General features: G+C 57.5%; 11 protein-coding genes, 1 tRNA gene and 3 pseudogenes. 13 read left to right on the forward strand and 2 right to left on the reverse strand.

Annotated features, from left to right (window positions below):
- Positions 1-408: 408 nt before the first annotated feature.
- From P0D84_RS40550 to P0D84_RS40575, 6 genes are all read left to right on the forward strand, one after another.
- A tRNA-Arg gene (locus tag P0D84_RS40550) sits at positions 409-485 on the forward strand.
- Positions 486-628: 143 nt separating this feature from the next.
- Complete coding sequence (locus P0D84_RS40555) at positions 629-2,035, forward strand: tyrosine-type recombinase/integrase (RefSeq protein WP_408333441.1); 1,407 nt, start codon at positions 629-631, stop codon at positions 2,033-2,035.
- On the forward strand, positions 2,028-5,420 hold the full coding sequence (locus tag P0D84_RS40560; protein ID WP_408339922.1) for a hypothetical protein: 3,393 nt from the start codon (positions 2,028-2,030) through the stop codon (positions 5,418-5,420). The genes P0D84_RS40555 and P0D84_RS40560 overlap by 8 nt, the downstream gene beginning before the upstream one ends.
- On the forward strand, positions 5,417-6,088 hold the full coding sequence (locus P0D84_RS40565) for a hypothetical protein (protein ID WP_408333444.1): 672 nt from the start codon (positions 5,417-5,419) through the stop codon (positions 6,086-6,088). Before P0D84_RS40560 ends, P0D84_RS40565 begins: the two co-directional genes overlap by 4 nt.
- Positions 6,085-6,537 (forward strand): hypothetical protein, encoded by a 453-nt coding sequence (locus tag P0D84_RS40570; RefSeq protein WP_408333447.1) that lies wholly within the window; start codon positions 6,085-6,087, stop codon positions 6,535-6,537. Before P0D84_RS40565 ends, P0D84_RS40570 begins: the two co-directional genes overlap by 4 nt.
- Positions 6,537-8,633: an AAA family ATPase gene (locus P0D84_RS40575; RefSeq protein WP_408333450.1), complete on the forward strand. Its 2,097-nt coding sequence runs from the start codon at positions 6,537-6,539 to the stop codon at positions 8,631-8,633. Before P0D84_RS40570 ends, P0D84_RS40575 begins: the two co-directional genes overlap by 1 nt.
- Positions 8,634-9,224: 591 nt before the next feature.
- Here the strand turns inward: P0D84_RS40575 and P0D84_RS40580 are convergent.
- Entirely contained in the window at positions 9,225-9,554 is a 330-nt protein-coding gene (locus tag P0D84_RS40580) for a hypothetical protein (protein ID WP_408347774.1), read from the reverse strand.
- 55 nt (positions 9,555-9,609) lie between these two features.
- On the opposite strand from P0D84_RS40580, the gene P0D84_RS40585 reads away from it, so the two are divergent.
- From P0D84_RS40585 to P0D84_RS40615, 7 genes and pseudogenes are all read left to right on the forward strand, one after another.
- On the forward strand, positions 9,610-9,771 hold the full coding sequence (locus P0D84_RS40585) for a hypothetical protein (protein ID WP_408347777.1): 162 nt from the start codon (positions 9,610-9,612) through the stop codon (positions 9,769-9,771).
- Between the two features lie 425 nt (positions 9,772-10,196).
- A complete protein-coding gene (locus P0D84_RS40590; RefSeq protein WP_408347780.1) occupies positions 10,197-10,850 on the forward strand; it encodes a BON domain-containing protein in 654 nt (217 codons plus the stop codon).
- A gap of 180 nt (positions 10,851-11,030) precedes the next feature.
- On the forward strand, positions 11,031-11,411 hold the full coding sequence (locus P0D84_RS40595; RefSeq protein WP_408347783.1) for a hypothetical protein: 381 nt from the start codon (positions 11,031-11,033) through the stop codon (positions 11,409-11,411).
- A gap of 113 nt (positions 11,412-11,524) precedes the next feature.
- Positions 11,525-11,779, forward strand: a pseudogene (locus P0D84_RS40600) (tyrosine-type recombinase/integrase); the annotation flags it as partial.
- A gap of 352 nt (positions 11,780-12,131) precedes the next feature.
- Positions 12,132-13,346: an alkene reductase gene (locus P0D84_RS40605; RefSeq protein ID WP_408347785.1), complete on the forward strand. Its 1,215-nt coding sequence runs from the start codon at positions 12,132-12,134 to the stop codon at positions 13,344-13,346.
- 87 nt (positions 13,347-13,433) lie between these two features.
- The gene (locus P0D84_RS40610; protein ID WP_408347788.1) at positions 13,434-13,790 is read left to right on the forward strand and encodes a host attachment protein; all 357 of its coding nucleotides are present in this window, start codon (positions 13,434-13,436) and stop codon (positions 13,788-13,790) included.
- Between the two features lie 78 nt (positions 13,791-13,868).
- Positions 13,869-14,870: pseudogene (locus P0D84_RS40615) on the forward strand (IS30 family transposase).
- Positions 14,871-14,915: 45 nt separating this feature from the next.
- Here the strand turns inward: P0D84_RS40615 and P0D84_RS40620 are convergent.
- A pseudogene (locus tag P0D84_RS40620) lies at positions 14,916-15,263 on the reverse strand (M48 family metalloprotease); the annotation flags it as partial.
- Between the last annotated feature and the right edge of the window lie 12 nt (positions 15,264-15,275).

Raw genomic sequence — 15,275 nt, forward strand, 5'->3', positions numbered from 1 at the left:
TTGAATTCTGTTGAAGTTCGCATTTGGGTCGGATCGACACCCCGACAATTATGCGGACCATACGGTGTGGACGTCGATCACATCGACGCGCAGTTCGACATTGGAGAGTGCTCACGCTTAAACTTCCGAAGACTAATATGACCGCATCTGAAGGCCGGAGAATCGAAATTCAGCAGTTGCGCGAACTGAGCGTCGGCCGACCGTGCTGTAGCGGAGGCTTCGTCACTGGATGTGCTTCCTGGGGCAACAAGGTCGTTGAGAACACAGGCGCGCGGGACAAGCGGCCGGGCAAGGTCCCTTTCGGATCGTGAGTTCCGGAGGTAGGGCAACGGACTTCTAATCCGTTGGTCACCGGTTCTTATATCGGGTGTTGTAAGTTGCATGCTTGACCGTATCAATTTCTGTTAAGTCGCGGTAGCTCAATCGGATAGAGCAGCGGCCTTCTAAGCCGCAGGTTATGGGTTCGATTCCCGTCCGCGACACCATCTTTCCCAATAGCGACAGGCTTCTCGAGGTAATAACACCTCGTTGCGAAGTCTCGTCTGTCGGCCCAAGTATGCAATTTAGTTGCATACTTGGGCACTGAGTGCTACTGTTATTTGCAGTTGCATACTTGGGGGCTGGCAGTATGTACAAGCATGTGAGTTTGCGCAGACGACAGGCTGGCGGGCGGACGACATGGCAGCTCCTCGGCCCCGACGGTCTTCCCATTGCTGCCTTCGCGGCATTTGCAGAGTCTTTACGCAACTCACCTCCCAACACGCGTGAATCCTACTGCCGGCACCTCGCTGAGTTTTTCAACTACCTAATCGAGGTAATGGCCTATCACGGCCAAGGTCAACCGCTGACCAAGCTGCAACTTGCTGACGCGCTTGAGGCCTATGGCGAATACCTGCTCCTCGGTACAGATGCTTCCCATCCCATTGCGCAGGCGGTGGCTGTCTCGTTGCCGCCAGGGGTCAACGCCACCAGCAGCTTGATTCCAAAAAAGGCCGCGCTCCGGCGCTTCCTGAAGCTGTCGGAGACAGTGCGTAAAGAGCTGGCTGAACTGGCGACCGTCTACAACAACAGAATTGTCGTCGCCGAAACTTCACTTCTTCCCGGCTTGGGCCAGAAGCGGCAATTGCAGCCTCAAGAAGTCAAAGCGATGAGAGCGCATTCGATGCTTGCCGGCGTCGTTTCTGGGGGGCCTCAACTCATTGAGTGCGTCGTGCTGGGCGATGCGACGGAAATCGTCGATTACGACGAGTCCCGAGCGTTTCCATACGATAAGGTGATGGACCTCATTGATGCGATGCCCACAGAACGCGATAAATCCATTTATTCGCTACTGGCCGCAAGCGGCTGCCGCACCCACGAGGGCCTTCAAACGCTCCTTAGCGACGACGTTGATGTCGAAGAAGGAACTGTGCATTTGGTTGACCCCAAGACGAGACCCGGGCACCCAAGCTATCGCGCACTTTCTCCAAGCCAACGAGAGTCGCTCGCGTGGAAAGGACGTACAACCGACCTGACTCTTCTCATTGAGCCTTTTGCCAGCGTGTTCTTCGAATCGCTTCAGCGATATTTGGAACGCGAATACATAGCGCACGGGCGGCACGATTTCCTGTTCCAGTTTCTCAAAGGCCAGCAACGCGGCCTGCCGTATTTTCTGAGCGCGCCCTCAAGCAGATTGGATGTTTTTCAGGGCGCGTGCGGGCGTGTTGGCGTTTCGCTACCGAGGGGGACTGGTCCTCATTCGCTTCGGCATATGTACGGGACATACGTGTTGAATTACTTCCCTCGAAGCAACGGGGACTACGGCCTGCCCGTCCCAATTGTGCAGCAACTGCTCGGGCATAGCGATGTCAAGAGCACGTTGAAATATGCCAGATTCGATAAAGACCTACGCAAGCTGGAAATTCAGCACGCCAACCGGGTGCTTTTTCGCAATGGCACTCCAAAGAAACTGCTGGAGCTGAAGCTAGAGGCGCTTGAGGCCCAAATGGCAAAGGTACGTTCTCAGATTGTTCAGGAGGGCAATACCCGTGGTTAATCTGACGCCGCACAGTGTCGTATTCAATAGAACGGGGGATGCGCTTCATGCCGACATTAGGGCTGCTCTCACCCAGAGTGCTGACGCTTTGCTATTGGCCTATGGGCTGGAGCATATCGACCTTGCGATGGTTACCACTAGCACGCATCTTAGAGGAGCGTATGCGAAGTTTGTCCGCAAAAGTGTACTGAGCAAACCAGACCGACGATTCGACGAGGCGTATGTCAGGGAAGCACTCGAAGCGTATCGGCAGAAGACGGGCTATCTGACAGAAGCACATTTTAAGGCGCTGATGTTTCCATCCACGGGGATGTTGGCTTTCAAGCGAAGCTACGCGGTCACCATTAGGCCTGGTGTTGGCTTGTTCCTCGTCGCCCTCCATAGCTCGGGCGCAATCACGTTGCCAATAACTTTTCCGTGGCCCTCCATACGCAACGATGCTCCACAGGTCGGAGCCGGCAGGAGGCGAGAAGTCGGTGGGCTAGTCGCCTCGGAGCTTTTAGCCTTTATACGCACCTTGGACTCGCAGTCCGATTCTCTTCCCCATGCCGCGTTTGATTCCGTTGGACGAGACCGCAAACGCAAAGAGTGGTTTCTTACTTACGGTACGAAATTGCTCCTAGCTACCGGATGGCACCGAGCGGAGGACGTTAACATCAGAGACTTGTTGGCTATAAAAGGAGCCGAAGAAGTCCTCAGCCCGAATGACACTCTGCCTCTCGCGTATAAGGCACTCCTAGACGTCTTGAAGTCCGCTTTCGGAGAGCGGGTCGCTATAACCGCAGAGAGCTGGGCAGCGGCGCTGCGCGATGATGCGTTGCGGATTGCATCAGGGTTGGGTAGGCCAGAGGAAGGACCACTTCGCCACATATTCGACTCGGGGCCACGTAGTGACCGCGACCTGCTGCAGGAACTGTTGCATGTCGAGCCCGTATGGGCAAAGCCGGAGCGTATCCGCGCGCTTGAGCGTCTTCCGGGACTTGAGGTCGATATCCGTAGTATGAGCGAACAGTGGCTCGAGTTGGAGGAGCTCTATGTCCGGAAGACGGCGAGGGAAAGCTACAAGCAGGTCAAGTTGGCGCTTCGTTGGTGGAACATTTACTTGTTTTATTACCTTCCGTACTGGTTTGCCCGCAATCCTGGCGCTGTCTTCACGTACCCCCGTTCGCCTTCACTTTTACTCAAGACTGTATTCGTCAGCCGCCTGCTTCCATTAGAGCAGGAAATGCCGGTAACGTTTATCGAGTTCATGAATGCGCACGGGGAACATCGCAAATGGTCTAACAACGGCTACTATGCAAACCTGCTCCAGCTACAAGGCTTCTTCGAGTTCATCGAACGTTACTCTGAGGAGCTTCCAGGCTGCGAAGGATTCAGCCAGCCGTTATCGCCGCATGATTTCCCGCGAACGTCTCGGCCTAAAGCGACCAAGAAGCGGCCAGTTCCGCGCCGTCTCTTCGCGGTATATCTCGACTATCACGAGGCGCTCCTCGCGCATCATTACGTAGTGACGAACCTTGCTCTCTCGGGGACGTTAAGTTCTGAGCAGGTAAAGAAGGTTGCAGAGTGCGGTGTAATCGACACATTCGCTAGCGTGGACCTCGTAGGCTTCGTGCCTGTGTTGTTCGCAAGCGGAAAGACTATCCCCCTTCGATTCATCCCGAATGTTCTCGACCTAGGTTGGCGCACGGTGAAAGGTGGACGGTCTGTATTTCTACCGCACCCGCACGCGGTTCATCAAAATCTCGTCGCGCTACACACCGGGCTACGGCATAACCACATTCAATGGCTAGACCGAGACTTATTCGATTCGGTCGTCGGCGATGACGATACAGAATTTGCGATGCTATTCGTGAATACTGACAAGGAGAAGAAGGCTACGTGGACCCCGCATGTCAATATCCGTGTCATAGAGTTGCTCCGCGCTCAACGCGACTGGGTTGAGCTAATTGACGAAGCTGGGTTCGATGCCATTCATTTTTACAACGACAATCCATCGACCAAGTGGCCGAAATTCCGCCCGCTCTTCGCGTACACGAAGGATGGCAAACCACACGACGACACGACTTACGGCGTTGTATGGAAGAGCACGTTGTGCGGCCTCCAAGGGCTGCTCCCCGAACTCATCAGTTACGGTTCGACACGCCCGCTCCTAAGACTATTGCCGCCGGGCCTACGAGCGAACGACCCAGACCTGAAGCTAAAGCTTGAGGCTTATGGAAAGCGGTTTGGCGCTGGCGAGCATTGTCAACTAAACGTGATGACGAGCGTGACCCCACATAGTAGTCGCGTCGCAGTCGTCTCGCAGTACATTACATTTTTGCCAACTGACCTGATTGGCAAACACATTACAGGTCAGCGTCCCGGCGTCGTCAATTACTACGTGCACCTTGACCAAGAGACTTTGGAAATCGAGCAAGTACATCAAGCCGCTCGCATGAGAGATGCGGCTTTGCGAAATGCTTTTGAACCCGTTCTGACTGGACGCAAGGAAACTTCTGCTTTCATACATGCTGACAGCGTGAACTCGCGGCTCGCGCAGAGTATGCGTGCCAACCTCGATGAGACCTTAGTCTCTTATGGGTGCATCAGCATTTCGTTCAACGAGAAAGCAGCTAAAGGTGTTGATGTGCTGCGATTGACACGAGGCATCGACGCGGCCGCAAACAAAACCGAAATCTGCCCTTACAACAATATCTGCCCCCCAGAGGTTGTTAAGGACTTACGCGGAACGCATCGTTGCAGCCTCTGCGACTATGCAGTACGTAGCGTCGACCATTTGCCCGCCGTGGGCGCAAAAAAGCGGCAAGTCGCAGAAATGGTTGACGAGCTCGAAGCTTTACTTTCGGCAGACGAGAAGACACTCAACGCGAAATATACCGGAGAAGAGCTTGACCGACTCGAGGAGGAGCGGGGTCGACTCTGCGAAGAGCTCACAGGTTGGATTCTCAGCGAAGAGGTCCTTGAGCTGACGCGGCAGAGGATTGCAGCTGGTACAGACAATCGAAAGTGGCTTGTTCAAAGACCTGAAATTATTGAGCGTGACCTTCAGAGGGTTGTGGCACCGACATCTATGACTGAATATCTTCTCGCGCGTTTGGGGGAATGTATTGCCTATCCTACGATGCAGAGCCCACAAGTCCGCGCTCGATTTGACTTACTAAGACGAGAGTTGCTTGCGAAGTCCGGAAACCTGCGAGCAGCATTTGCCCAAGATTTGCCGATTGACCCGGCAGCAGAATGTGCCGGATTGTTGAAATCAATTGCTGGCGCAACCGGCCTGAACGCTGCGCAGCTTGCCGAGGTACTTGACAAAGAAACATCCGAGTATGGATTGTCCCGTACGTCGTTGAGGTTGCTAGGCGAAGAGGAGAGCGAGCAATGACGAAGCCCAGCAGGTTTGCCGTGTGGCAGGAAGCTAATCAGACCCGGCGAGAAGCCATAATTGACGAATACCTGCTGTACCTCGGAAAGACCCGGGTAAAGGTCCGAAATGCAACCGACCTCGCCGACCTCACTGCTCGCCACATTGCCCAGGTCGAGGGGGCTCCGTGCAATAAATCTACCTTGATGCGTAACGTCCGGTATAAGTCAAAGATACTGACGTACCAAAAGCAACATTTGGACACGGGGTCGAGATTGCGAGTTGGTCGCGCGATAACCGACCCGGGCGCCGAAGCGCTTCTCGTCACCAAAAAGCTAGAAGCAGGAAACCTGAAGCGAGAGGTCGAGAGACTTAACATCTACATCGAGTCGCTCGAGGAGCAGGTTGAGCAATTCAAAGAACGGAAGGGTCTCCAGTCACCAGAGCGTCTTACTGGCGAATCGTTGCCGCCTGGACAGACGGCAATGTCCGACTATGAGTTTAAGTTCGTTCGAACGTGCCAAGCATTGCGAGCTGTCCTCAGTCATATGAGTTTGACCCTCGAAGTGGATTCCTCGGCTCAAAGGATATTGGACAGGTCCAAAAGACGAAACAACGTGGTTGTCGACAAGGAGCTTGCTGGTTCGTTCGTGGAATGGCTTAACAGCGTTTCGAAAGGTGATAAATGAAGAACGGAAGAGACAAAGGGCGAGAATATCTCGCGATGTTGCAGTCCTTCATTCAGGCCGGAACCCCAATTCCTTTGGGACGAGACGGAGACGTGAATAAGGCGGAGCTGTCACGAATAACAGGAATACCGACGAATTCGTTCTATCAAAACGAGGACGTGCGCTTGCTTTGTGAAAGCCTGAAGAGTTTGTCGCAGAAGCAGGCTCTTCGAGAGAAGAGTGTTGGACCCGCGAATGCAGACCAACATGGTGGCTCGGCACGAACCGGAACCCAACAGTTGCAACGGCTCGAACGAAAGTTGAACACGCTGGAGCAACAGAATGCCGTAATTGTCGCGGAGAACCACATGCTGCGAAAGCAGGTAAAGGACCTTCTGCAACAACTGGGCAGACAGGACATGATGATTGACACCGGGAAGCGTATTGTTACTCCGCCGGCGGGGGACTAATGGAGCTCGCGCCGACCTCTACCGTACGGCTGTCCGTTCGGCGTTTGCTCAGCATACTGGGTAACGGTGCGACCATTTTCAGCGCGGTTGATGAGGCTGGGAACGCCATTCGTGTCATCGCTCCGCCGAACGTGTTCGTTCGCGCCCCGGTCACCGGTGAATCATGGCTTGTAAACGGAGGTTTCCGAAACGATGGAAAGTATGGATTGCAACTCCATGCAACCAGCGTTCGATACGAACTCCCGCGTGGACATTTGCTTACACACTACCTTTCCGAACACCCTGACTTCCGGGGAATTGGAGAGGGCAAAGCGGCACGCTTGTGGGAGGAGTTCGGGGAGCGGCTCTCTCATGTGCTGTCTGATGGCCTGACAGACGAGCTTGAACGAGTTGTGAGCCCGTCGTTGGCGCGGTCACTCGTAGACACATGGGCTCACAAGCGTGAAGAAGCGGAAACAGTTGAATTCTTGGACGCTCACGGACTTGACCTGCGGATGGCAACAACTCTGCGTCGTGTCTGGGGCACCAAGACTCGTGAACTTCTCCAGCGGAATCCCTACTATTTGCTTGCGCTCGCTTCGTGGAGGCGCGTCGACTCTTTGGGCGCGAAACTCGGAATCGCTGCCGACGATGACCGCCGTCTCGTAGGTGCGGTTGAGTCCTGCCTGTACGACCGTCTGCAGTGGGGCCATACCGTAGCTTCGTCTGGCGCTCTGGAGGCGGCTTTGGCGGGCCGGATAGACCGACGGTTGGTAAAAAGGGCAATAGAGGTGGCATTGGCCGAAGGCGCAGTTTGTGGCAATTCAGTGATTGGGTATCAGGCCTTCGGAGCATGGGCGTTGGAAAATGGGATTGCTAGCCGTATACGCTCGATGTTGTCGGGCGAGCAGCGTTCTCAAGCCCCTCTGTTTCCAATGCAGACGCTAGACGGATGGACGGCGCAGAACATTCGTGCTGTTGAGACGGCTCAGGGCTTTCGTCTCAACGATGAGCAAGGTGCGGCCGTTGTACTGCCTTTCGAACATCAGTTTTGCTTGTTGACCGGCGGAGCTGGCGTCGGTAAGACGACGGTTTTACGCGTCGTTCTTCAATTGGCTGAAGCGCAGAACCTTTCCGTATTGCAGATGGCTCTGGCTGGTCGGGCCGCTCAACGCATGGAAGAGGCCACGCGTCATCCTGCAATGACTATCGCGAAGTTTCTGAGCGCAGTACGGTCTGGTCGATTGGAAGTCACCGCTGAAAGCCTGATAGTCATCGACGAAGCTTCAATGCTGGACTTGCCTACGCTATATCGAATTCTGCAGCACATGCCAGATGGTGCGGGACTGATGCTCGTGGGTGATTCTGCGCAGTTGCCCCCCATCGGGTTCGGCTTGGCATTCCATCGATTAGTTGGCAGCGCAAAAGTACCTCAGGTTCAACTGCGGACTGTTCATCGACAGGCCGCCTCCTCTGGTATTCCAACAGCAGCCTCAGACGTACGCGAGCATTTGGTGCCGAGGTTTGTTCCATTCGAGGGCAAGCATGCCGGAGTAAGTTTCATTGATTGCGATTTAGATGGCGTCATGCCGCTTCTGCGGACTATCGTCCAAGAGTGGGCTGGCGAGGATTGGCAGGTTCTTGCCGCTGTCAAAGGAGGACGAGCAGGTACCCGCTTCATCAACGGTAGCTTTCATGCTCAAGCAGCGAATGCTGGCCCGCAAGATTCCTTCGTGCCTGGTGAGCCCGTCATTCATTTGCTCAACGACTACGAGCGCTCTCTGATGAACGGGGCGCTTGGTCGCGTGGTTTCGGTCGAAGCCGACGGCGCGCTGCAAGTTTCTTTCGACGGTGATATGCACGTTTTCCGACCGGACGAGGTGTCCGGACGAATCGAACTAGCTTACGCCATCAGCGTGCATAAAGCACAAGGGTCGCAGTTCGGTCGGGTGGTCATTGTGCTCTCGAAAAGTCGCTTGCTGGACCATTCGCTCGTCTATACGGCACTGACACGCGGCGTCGAGCAAGTCGTGATTATTGGGAGCCGTGAAGCTTTTGAAAGCGCTGTCGTGTCCCCGCCGATAGCGCAGCGCAGGGAGGTCGCGTTTGACTTGTAGAAGCCCCCTCTCTGCAAAACAAACTACGACTGCTGCGTACCGATGCCCTGTCCGAAGGCCATAGTGTGCTTGCCCCAGCGCTGCATTGCAGCGCTGGGGTGAGGCGGTAGCAGCCGGCCCGGTAGGGCTTCGCGCGCAGCGCGAACTGCGTAGCCCGCCGAACACATGGCCTGAGCTGAAGCGCCTGGCGACACGAAATAGGCTGTTGTTTGTAACATGCAATCAGTTGCACGCTCAGGTCGAAGAAGAGTGCCTATACCAGGCTGGGCGTTTGGCCGAGTTCAGTCACTCATAGGGTCGATTTTGACGAAATTTTCCTTATATAAGGGTTCGAATCCCGTACGGCGCGTCCGGTGGAGGACGGCATGAAAGCAGGAAGCACCACTATTGCGACGCTCGCAGCGGTCGTCCTGTCAGGGCTCGTCTACGTGAATTGCCCACAGATAAGATCGCTGTGCGCCGAAGGCAAGGCTCTCGACCTAGCCGTCTGTGCTGCGTCTAAGATCCAGGTCGCTTGAAAGACGGAAGCGCGCCGGAAGTACAAAATGTGTGTGGAACGAACGACATGTTCCCTTTAGGTAATGCCCGCCGTTAGCGTTCGGGTCTCCAAGGCGAGCACACAAAGCGCCGCCAAATCGAGAGACCCGGAGAGCATCTGCATGCCAGATCGTGCGACGTCAGAAACGCGAACCTTTCAGGCTCGTCCAACTCAGAAGCGATCTTCGCGAGTAGCTTGTTAGGCGCGATGCCGGGGTCGAGCACGCGAGACCCGTGGTGTCGAGGATCTCCTGCTTCACGCACGCGCTGATCTCTCGCGCCACCCGGCAGATCAGTGACGTCGATTTGAATGTCGTCGATGCCACCATTTTCGATCTGCGTGATGAAGGTGGCGATCTCCGCCTCCGATAACCGTGATTGCATGTACGCAACGCCGCTGCAATAGCGAAATTCCGCTGGTTCTCTTATGGAGCGCAACATGACAAAGGAAAGTCGCGTCGACATCCCGAAGTCGAAAGCCGGGGCGCAGGAAGCGCCGATGACCCTGGACGAGCAACTCGACGAAGCGCTCAAAGAGACCTTTCCTGCGAGCGATCCAATTGCCGTTCACCCGGAGCCCGAGCAACGCGCGAAGAAGTAAACTCAATCGTCTTGGGTACTGGAAAGCAACAGAGCGAGCTTCTCGACGCGCTGCAAACGACGTTTCCTGTGCGTAGATTTGATCGACGCGCCCGGACAAGTCGGAAAGTCTTATGATCCAACGTGCACATTTATCGCGATGAGGGGCGACGCAGTTCGACCGCAGAGTAACTGTGGCGAACACGAAGCGTCCCGGGGGATGGCTTCAGCCCGATTTCCTTGCGTTGACAATGCCGTTCCACGTTCGCAAAGTCGCCATGTTCATTCGCAAACGAAGGATGGCGATGAAGGCAGCATTGCGCAATAACTGCGCAGGCGAAGGGAAGAAATGCACGTCGGCACGCTTTACGATGGGCCAATTCGTGTGGCGCAGGGCGCAGTCCGTGTGCGTACGTCAGTCCATCAACAAACCGATGAGGAGCAGCGATGAGAACCGACGAAAACATCAAGCGGGACGTGGAGTACGAACTGAAGTGGGATCCGGACATCGATTCATCAGATATCGGGGTCGCGGTCAAGGACGGCGTGGTCACGTTGTCTGGTTTCGCGCGCAGCTGGAGGCAAAAGCGCAAGGCCGAGGAGGACGCGACGCGTGTCCACGGCGTGAAGGGGATCGCAAATGACGTGGAGGTCCGGTTGCCTCTGATCAACAAGCGGCCCGATCCAGAGATCGTGCGCGAGATTCTTGCCCAACTGAAGGCCGAGCTCCCTTATTCGGCGGACAACGTCAAGGCGGTCGTCAGGGAAGGATACGTGACGTTGAAGGGCGAAGTCGAATGGGACTACCAGCGCCGCCGCGCGGCCGACACGGCGCTGCGGGTGAGCGGCGTAACGGGCGTGACAAACGAGATCGAGATCAAGCCGAAGGTCAAGCCCGAGGACCTCAGGCGCAAGATCGAGGACGCGTTCAAGCGCAACGCGGAAGTCGACGCACAGCACATCACGGTCGAGGCCGAAGGCAATAATGTCGTCCTGCGTGGCAAGGTCCGCTCATGGGCCGAGCGTGAGGAGGCCGAGCGGGTCGCATGGCTTGCCCCCGGTGTGACGCACGTCGACAACCGGATCAACATCGGGCGCTGACGGCTAGGACCGGTCGGTTCGCTCCCAGCCGGTCATCGCGCGCGCTTCGGCGGTCTCTATCGACCCGAGTGCGCGATACAGCATTGCCTCAACCGGCCTGGTTCGCATCCAAGAGCCCTGCTGGCCCGGATTCGAACCGAGCGCAACGCCTGTGTCCTTTCCGCCTACGGAGCTACCGCGATGACCTACAAAAACGTCGTTTTCAACTCAACGCGAGCGAGCACGTTCATCCGCGACTCGGAATCACCCTGCGGCTCGCGAAGCGCTTCAGCGGCGTCTGACGGGCCTCTGCTCGGTGCTCACCCCCGTTACGCGTTCGTTGCATGTGATGCGGGCGCGGCCGAATGCTTTCACAACGATGAGAAGCGCGTCTTGAACGGCGTGGCGCACTCGAGAAGCTCTCCCAAGAAACTCGCGCGCGGTGAAGTGTCGGGACAATGGGTCAAGGCCGCGGTCCTGAAGACGGTGAAGCAGATCATCGACTTCACCGTGAATGGTGCGAAAGGAGAGCCGCACGGCAGCCGCATTTCGGGCGCGGATCGCCACGGTTATCGCGCGTGACGGGGCCGAGGCCACCGTTGCGGGGATGGACGGCGTGCTCGATGTGCCGGTCGGCGAACTGCTGCTGTGGCGCGCGGCCGATCTGGGCACCGACCTGATCGTGATGGGCGCATATTCTTAATGCACTCTTCGCATGGTCGTCGAAGCCGGCTATCTGGTTGGCAACCCGTTGTCGCTGTCGCGCCAGCGCGCCCGCCGCACCGGGCCTGGCGTCACGCGCTACCTCGACCGCGCGCTGTGGAACGAAGTGAAGCGCCATATCTACAGCCTGCCGAAGGACTCGCCTCGCGAGCGGGAGCGTGCGTTATCTGCGTGCGCGGTGGCAGTTCACGCTGTTCTATCTCGGCGGACTGCGGATCTCGGAGGTCCTGCCTGCAATGAATTTGCGGGACGGCTTTTTGCGAGTTCGTCGAACGTCCGGAATGTGCGGACGTTTTTCCGACGCATCGGGCGAAGTTCGAGGCGAACGCCGGTCGTGAATGTTTTCGAAAGCGGCAGAGTGGCTGAAGGCACGGCAGGGCCGCATCCGATCCCCGATGGAGCGATGGAGCGGGTGACCGCAGGATCGCGACACATCTGAGCAGGAATTGGAAAGAAGCGCACGCCGGCCATGGCTAGACTCGGCGGAGAGCGGGACCCTGCGATGTGATTGACGCCGACGCTTCGAAGCGTCTACGGCGGCGCTTTTCGGGCCGAGTCCAAAACGCAAGGAGCGAATTTATGTCTGATACGGAAATCGCGCCCGGGGAAGCCCGGCAGCACGACGAGCAAGTCCCGCTGCGCAAGCTCTTCGAACCCGTAAAGGTGGGACCGCACAACCTGCGTCATCGTGTCGTAATGGCGCCGCTGACGCGTTCGCGCGCGAGCCGACCAGGCAACATACCGTCGCAGCTCAACGCCTGCTATTACGCGCAGCGCGCAGCGGCCGCGCTCATCATCAGTGAGGCGACGCAGGTGTCGATGCAGGGACAGGGCTATGCATGGACACCTGGGATCCATAGTCGCGAGCAGGTCGAAGGCTGGCGGCTCGTGGCAGACGCCGTGCATGAGGCGGGCGGATTGATGTTCATGCAGCTCTGGCACGTCGGACGCATATCGCACCCCTCGTTGCAGCCCGATGAAATGCTTCCCGTTGCGCCGTCTGCTGTCCGGCCGAAAGCGGAGGCGTTCATCGAGAACGAGCGCGGCGAAGGTGTCCTCGCGCCCTGCGTCACGCCTCGCGCGCTGCAGATCGAAGAGATGCCGTATCTCGTGCGCCAATACTTCAGGGGTGCGCGCAACGCAAAGGCTGCCGGTATGGACGGCGTCGAAGTGCACGGAGCGAACGGGTATCTGCTCGACCAGTTTCTGCTGTCCGGCACGAACCGCCGCACGGACGAATACGGCGGGTCGAGCGAGTGCCGGGCCAAGCTGCTGTTTGAGGTGATCGAAACGGTTTGCGAAGTGTGGGGGCCTGAAAAGGTTGGCGTACGGCTCTCTCCTCTCGGCACCTTCAACGACATGCATGACGACGATCCCGAGGCGACCTTTTCTTACGTCATCGAGAAGCTCAATCGATACGGGCTGGCTTATCTGCACATCGTCAATCCCGCGCTGGCGGCGACCGGGGAGGATCTCGCTTTCACGGAGCGCGCGAAACGCATGAGCGAAATGATACGCCGCACTTATCGTGGTGTGCTGATGGTCGCGGGCGGGTTCGACGGCAGCAGTGCGGAAAGATGGCTCGAGGACGGCAACGCGGACCTGATCGCGTTCGGACGCCTGTTCATCGCCAATCCCGATCTGCCGGAACGCTTCCGGTCACACGCTCCGCTTAATTCGCCGGATCCGTCCACGTTCTACGGCGGCGGCGAGCGTGGGTATACCGACTATCCGTCGCTCGCGCAGGAGCGTGGGGAGGCCCCACGGTCGGTGATCGATGGGCGTTGGAGATAGACTATCGTTGGCCGGCGGGCTCTCTGGCGTCACGCAACGATTGCGATGCGCGCCGAGCCGGCGACCCATCACGCTGAGAGGCTCACCATGGCTGTCATTACCTGGGTTGTCGTTGCCGACGGCAGCCGTGCACGATTCTTCGAGACACCGGGACTTAAACTGGACTTGCGGGAAATCGAAGACCTCGTCAATGTCGTCCCGAGTGGACCGGCGCTGAGCGAGAAGGATCGCGAAAAATTCGCGAAGACCGTCGCCGACCGCGTCGAACAGGGACGGCTTCATCACCGGTATCATCGATTGCGATTTGCCGTGGAGCCGAAGTTTCTCGGGATGCTGCGTGAGCGTCTGAGCGAGGAGACGCGTCAGATGATTTTCGAAGAGATTAACGAAGACCTCTCGGCCCTCGATGCGCGCGAAATTCAAGCGCACCTGCGAAGGCATTGACGGCGACCTGCCGTAGACCGCATTAAATGGACGCGATCAAATCTGAAGTGCGACAGCTTCCTCGTGTAAGGTGCGCACATGCGAAAAAAAAGAAGAACGTATCAACGGCTTCAGCCTGAAGAGCGCATTTCCATTGCAAGCATGAAGCAGCAGGGTTCGAGTGTTCGGGCCATCAACTGTGAGCCGCGAGCTGACCAGAAACACATGTTCTGCCGTGGGCTATGCGTCTGCGCCGGCGCAGCCGCTCAGCACGGGCCGACGCGAGGCTGCGCGCCCATGTCCCAAGCTGCACCCTCAAAGCCTGTCGTGGCGCGTCGTACTCACCCTGCTGGAATGGAAGTGGTCGCCCCAGCAGATCTAGGTACGCTCAAGCGCATGTGGCCCAGCGGTCCGACCCAGCACGTCTCGCACGAGACCATCTACACCGCCATCTATTCGCAGCCACGCGGTGAGCTGCGTCGCCAGCTAATCGCCTGTCTGCGCCACGGCCACAGCACGCGGATGTCACGCAAGCGGGGCGCTGACCGGCGCGGCCAGATCCCAGACATGGTGAGCATCTATGTGCGCCCGCCTGAGGTCGACGACCGGGTGATACCAGGCCATTGGGAAGGCGACTTCATCAAGGGCGCCGGCAACCAGTCTTCCGTCGGCGTGCTGGTTGAGCGCAGCAGTCGCCTGGTGCTGCTGGCGAGGATGGAAGACGCCACCGCCGCCTCGGCACTGGCGGGCTTCACTGCCAAACTGAATTCGATCGCCGCCCCTTTGCGCCAGAGCTTCACCTACAATCAGGGTAAGGAAATGACCCGGCATCAGGAACTCAGCGCCGCCACCGGCGTGCGTGTGTACTTCTGCGATCCGCACAGTCCATGGCAACGCGGTAACTGCGAGAACACCAACGGGCTGCGGCGGCAGTATCTGCCCAAAGGCACTGACCTCTCGATCTACAGTCAGGACGAACTCGATGCCATCGCCGACGGCCTCAACAGCCGACCTCGCGCTACCCATGCATTTCATTCGCCATTCGAGGTCTTCGAACGTATACTCGCAACCGCTTCGATAACCTCAGCTTCCATTCATTAGCCACTGTTGCGCTTCACTCTTGAAACCGCCCACCACTTCGCCGACCTATTCGCGACCTTGCAGCGCGGCAATGCGCTTGTCGATCGGAGGGTGCGTCGCGAACAACCCAAGCCAACCGGGTTTGTCGGTGATGCCGAATGCCTTGAAAGTTTGCGGAAGTTCGCCGGGTTCAAGCCCGCCCAAGCGGGCGAGCGCGCTGATCATCGGCCGCGGTGAAGCCAGCAGTTGAGCAGATCCCGAATCGGCGCGAAACTCGCGCAAGCGCGAGAAGTAGGCGACGATCACTGAAGCGAGGATACCGAAGACGATCTGGCAGGCAATAACAGTAACGTAAAAACCCGGGCCCACCCCGCGTTCAGTGCGAAAGACAGTCTTGTCCACGAAGTAGCCGACTTCACCGACGGC

It is taken from the genome of Paraburkholderia sp. RL17-337-BIB-A (assembly GCF_046025895.1).
Lineage (GTDB): Bacteria > Pseudomonadota > Gammaproteobacteria > Burkholderiales > Burkholderiaceae > Paraburkholderia > Paraburkholderia fungorum_C.

What these genes read in the sequence shown, in the direction of transcription:
- P0D84_RS40555 (WP_408333441.1), top strand. Translation starts at nt 629, where the DNA reads ATGTACAAGCATGTGAGTTTGCGCAGACGACAGGCTGGCGGGCGGACG.
- P0D84_RS40565 (WP_408333444.1), top strand. Translation starts at nt 5,417, where the DNA reads ATGACGAAGCCCAGCAGGTTTGCCGTGTGGCAGGAAGCTAATCAGACC.
- P0D84_RS40570 (WP_408333447.1), top strand. Translation starts at nt 6,085, where the DNA reads ATGAAGAACGGAAGAGACAAAGGGCGAGAATATCTCGCGATGTTGCAG.
- P0D84_RS40575 (WP_408333450.1), top strand. Translation starts at nt 6,537, where the DNA reads ATGGAGCTCGCGCCGACCTCTACCGTACGGCTGTCCGTTCGGCGTTTG.
- P0D84_RS40580 (WP_408347774.1), bottom strand. Translation starts at nt 9,554, where the DNA reads ATGCAATCACGGTTATCGGAGGCGGAGATCGCCACCTTCATCACGCAG.
- P0D84_RS40585 (WP_408347777.1), top strand. Translation starts at nt 9,610, where the DNA reads ATGACAAAGGAAAGTCGCGTCGACATCCCGAAGTCGAAAGCCGGGGCG.
- P0D84_RS40590 (WP_408347780.1), top strand. Translation starts at nt 10,197, where the DNA reads ATGAGAACCGACGAAAACATCAAGCGGGACGTGGAGTACGAACTGAAG.
- P0D84_RS40595 (WP_408347783.1), top strand. Translation starts at nt 11,031, where the DNA reads ATGACCTACAAAAACGTCGTTTTCAACTCAACGCGAGCGAGCACGTTC.
- P0D84_RS40605 (WP_408347785.1), top strand. Translation starts at nt 12,132, where the DNA reads ATGTCTGATACGGAAATCGCGCCCGGGGAAGCCCGGCAGCACGACGAG.
- P0D84_RS40610 (WP_408347788.1), top strand. Translation starts at nt 13,434, where the DNA reads ATGGCTGTCATTACCTGGGTTGTCGTTGCCGACGGCAGCCGTGCACGA.